The 3654-nt window shown below is 66.9% G+C and carries 3 protein-coding genes and 1 pseudogene; 1 reads left to right on the top strand and 3 read right to left on the bottom strand.

Going from position 1 to position 3654, the window contains the following annotated elements; all coding sequences use genetic code 11:
* Nucleotides 1-256: 256 nt before the first annotated feature.
* The gene (locus tag WAO18_RS13410) at nucleotides 257-1693 is read right to left on the bottom strand and encodes an FAD-binding protein (protein WP_422206757.1); all 1437 of its coding nucleotides are present in this window, start codon (nucleotides 1691-1693) and stop codon (nucleotides 257-259) included.
* Between the two features lie 199 nt (nucleotides 1694-1892).
* Here WAO18_RS13410 and WAO18_RS13405 point away from each other — a divergent pair.
* Nucleotides 1893-2264 (top strand): annotated as a pseudogene (locus WAO18_RS13405) (DUF732 domain-containing protein); the annotation flags it as partial.
* Nucleotides 2265-2275: 11 nt separating this feature from the next.
* On the opposite strand, the gene WAO18_RS13400 reads toward WAO18_RS13405, so the two are convergent.
* Both WAO18_RS13400 and WAO18_RS13395 read right to left on the bottom strand, forming a co-directional pair.
* A complete protein-coding gene (locus WAO18_RS13400; RefSeq protein WP_422206756.1) occupies nucleotides 2276-2551 on the bottom strand; it encodes a DUF3017 domain-containing protein in 276 nt (91 codons plus the stop codon).
* A gap of 2 nt (nucleotides 2552-2553) precedes the next feature.
* Entirely contained in the window at nucleotides 2554-3399 is an 846-nt protein-coding gene (locus tag WAO18_RS13395) for a bifunctional methylenetetrahydrofolate dehydrogenase/methenyltetrahydrofolate cyclohydrolase (RefSeq protein ID WP_422206755.1), read from the bottom strand.
* Nucleotides 3400-3654 lie beyond the last annotated feature (255 nt).

Raw genomic sequence — 3654 nt, 5'->3', positions numbered from 1 at the left:
CGGGTGCTCAACGGCAGGCAAGAGACGGCGAAACTTCTCGCAACGCTGCAGCAGCGTCAGCCGTTCCGGGGTGGTCAGCGCGTCGCAACGAAGATCCAATGCGCGTTTGAAGTCGGCCTCGAGTGCGTCGAACACGTCGACGATCTCTTCTCGACTACTAGAACGCATGTCCGAATTGTATTGCTGCGCACCGACATGCCGGAGCGCAGCAAGCGTCATTGTGGATGAATGCGCAACTGTGGATAACTCCCCAGCCTCACACCGGCATACCGGAGAACATCACCCGGCCGGGATCGTACTTCTGCCGAACGGCGCTCAACTGCGACAGATTCGGGCCGAAGTACCGCGAAGCCGGCTGGTTCGCCTCGAGGTAATTCACATAGCCGCCAACCGAATACGGTTGCACCGCCCGGTGTGCCGTGCTGAGCCAGCCGACCGCGGCGGACGGGTCGCCGGGTGTTTCGACGTACCACTGCACCAACGACGACTGCCGCCGCCACGGAAACGCCGACGCCCCCGCAGGCACGTCGGCCAGTGCGCCGTCGAGCGCGTGCATGATCGCCAGCATCCGGCCCGCTCCGCGCGGGAACGCGTCCACTGCCGCAGCGATGCCCTGGGCGGCCGCCGGCGTGATTGTCGCGAAAACGTCTGAGCCGCCAACGTATCCGAGCGGCGACGGGTTGAGGTTGTTGACGGCCAGATAATTCGTCAGGTCCAGGTAGTTGAAGGTGTGGTTGTCCGTGCCGGCCGGTGGGATGCCGACGGCTGAGGAGATGGCCGACGCCACGCTGCCACCCGACCCGGGTGGACAGGTTGCCAGGATGCGACAGTGCGTGCCCATCGCGTCGACGGTGGCATCGGCCAGCGCCCAGCAGCTGCGGTCGGCGGTCCGTAGCCAGTTCTGCCAACCCACCAGCACCTGGGCGAACGACTGCGGCGGAAAGTTGAGGTTCACCGCGTCGACCTCGCCGGCCGGAAACGTCGCGAAGGTCAGCGAGGTGGTCGCGCCGAAGTTGCCGCCACCGCCGCCGCGCAACGCCCAGAACAGGTCGGGCTGCGAGTTGGCGGACGCGATGACCGTCTGGCCGCCGGGCAGCACCACCGTCGCCGACCGCAGCGCGTCCGACATCAGCCCGGCGTGCCGGGAATGAGCACCCAGCCCGCCGCCCAGGGCGTGGCCCGCGGCGCCGACCGACGGACAGGTGCCCGTGGGGATTCCCCGGCCCGCCGCCGCCAGCACCTGGTGCATCGCATACAAACTCGTAGCGGGCGGCACCGTGACCTGGCCGGTGGCGGCGTCGTAGTCGACGCCCCCGGGCAGCTGGCGCAGGTCGAGCACCATTGTGCCGTTAGCGGTGGACGCCCCCACATAGGAATGTCCGCCGCCGCGCGGAGCGACCTTGAGATTGTTGGCCGCTGCGAACGCCATCACCTTCTGCACGTCGGCGGGCGATGTTGGGGTGATCACCGCGGCCGGCGTCATCCCGTTGTAGTTGGTGTTGAAAACCGCTTTGGCCGAACCGAATTGCGGACCATTCGGCTGAATCACCTGCCCGCCAATGGCTCTTGACAGTCCATCCCAACCGGACAAGACCGGTTCGGCACCGGCGCGGGCTGAGCCCACGAACGCGCCGACGGCCAAGGCCCCGGCTGCGCCACGCAGAAACGCCTGACGCGACATCTCATGCGTCAACGTCGGACTCCTGTCATACCCTGCATTGTCAGTCACCCGTTGGCGTTAGCTGCGGTGGCACAACATGTGTCGACGCGTGTCGCGCGAAACGTGCGCGAACCTTTACCGCGCCGTGTTCTGGACGTGACAGCGGTATACCAGTGTTCGATGCGAACGCAGACGTTGAGGGGTGGGTATGCGTCGTAATCGGATGTCGCAGATGAACAATCGGCCGTTTACGGCGCGCGCGTTGATCGGTCTCGGGTGTCTGATCACAATGGCGACCGCGTTCTCCACGCCGGGCGAGGCAGATCCCAACGACGACAACTTCATCGACGCGCTCAGCCATGCCGGCGTCGAGTACGGCGAGCCGGGCAATGCGATGGCGGTCGGACAATCCATCTGCCCGATGATCGCCCAGCCGGGCGGTAGCTTCGCCGCCGCCGCATCGGGCGTCGCCCGCCGCGGCATGTCGCCGCAGGCGGCCCGAATGTTCACCACCATCGCGATTCGGACCTACTGCCCCGAGCAGATGGCGAACCTATTGGGCGGCAATCCTTCTGGCCCACCACAGTTCCCTGGCGTGACGGGAATTCCGGGAGTCTAGCGCGTCCCCAACGGGTCGATCGTCCAGGCGATGTAGACCATCGCGGAAGCGACCGTCGCCATCATGGTGAAGTCAATTCCCTTGCTGCGCACCACCAGAAGACCGGCGCGATCCTCGGTGAGCGCCAAACGCAGCACCGCCGCGATACCGGCCCCGATGCCGATCAGCAGTGCGCCACGGCGCCAGAAGTTAGCAGCCGCCAGGCTGAACGCGATGACAAAGATCAACACCACCGTCACGATCGGCCACTGCGGGCGCAACAACCGAAGCACGCTCACTGTCCTTCGGCCAGCTCGACAACATTGGTCAGCAGGAACGCGCGGGTCAGCGGGCCCACGCCGCCGGGGTTCGGCGACACATGACCGGCCACCTCCCACACATCCGGATGGACGTCGCCGACGAGCTTGCCGTCCACCCGGCTGACTCCCACGTCGACGACGGCCGCGCCGGGACGAACCATGTCAGCGGTCAGCATGTGCGGCACACCCACCCCGGCGACGATGATGTCGGCCTGCTTGGTCAGCGCGGCAAGATCACGAGTTCCGGTGTGGCACAACGTTACCGTCGCATTCTCCGAGCGGCGGGTCAGCAACAGGCCCAGCGGGCGGCCGACTGTGACGCCGCGGCCGATGACGACCACTTGGGCACCGGCGATCTCGACGTCGAAGCGGCGCAACAGGTGCACGATGCCGCGCGGCGTGCAAGGCAGCGGGGCCGGGTCCATGAGTACCAGCCGGCCCAAGTTCGTCGGGTGCAGCCCGTCGGCGTCCTTGGCCGGGTCGACGCGCTGCAACGCCGCGTTCTCGTCGAGATGCTTCGGCAGCGGCAACTGGACGATGTAACCCGTGCACTCAGGGTTGGCGTTGAGTTCGTCGATGGTCTCGTTTAGCTTGGCCTGGCTGATGTCGGCGGGCAGGTCGCGACGCAGCGAGGTGATGCCCACCTTGGCGCAGTCGGCGTGCTTTCCACGGACGTAGGCCTGCGAGCCCGGGTCGTCACCCACCAGGACGGTGCCCAGACCGGGCGTCCGCCCGGCCGCGGTCAGAGCGGCCACCCGCTTCGTCAGGTCGACGAAGATCTCGTCGCGCGTAAATTTGCCGTCCAAAGTGATCGCACCCACGCCCCTCAGTCTGGCATGCGCGCTGAGGTGGACGCAGGGGCCGATCGACGGCGACCCGCTGCGTTCGACTTCGCCGACCTTGCGATCGCCGTTGGGCCGATCGACGGCGACCCGCTGCGTTCGACTTCGCCGACCTTGCGATCGCCGTTGGGCCGATCGACGGCGACCCGCTGCGTTCGGCTTCGCCGACCTTGCGATCGCCGTTAGGCTCCAGCCATGTCCGAAGCTCCGGACGTGCTGGCGCCGGCGAAGCTC

It is taken from the genome of Mycobacterium sp., from assembly GCF_049278535.1.
In the GTDB taxonomy this organism is placed as follows: Bacteria; Actinomycetota; Actinomycetes; order Mycobacteriales; family Mycobacteriaceae; genus Mycobacterium.
Note: the sequence above shows the minus strand (reverse complement) of the source record. Positions and strands in the feature narration are given on the sequence as shown.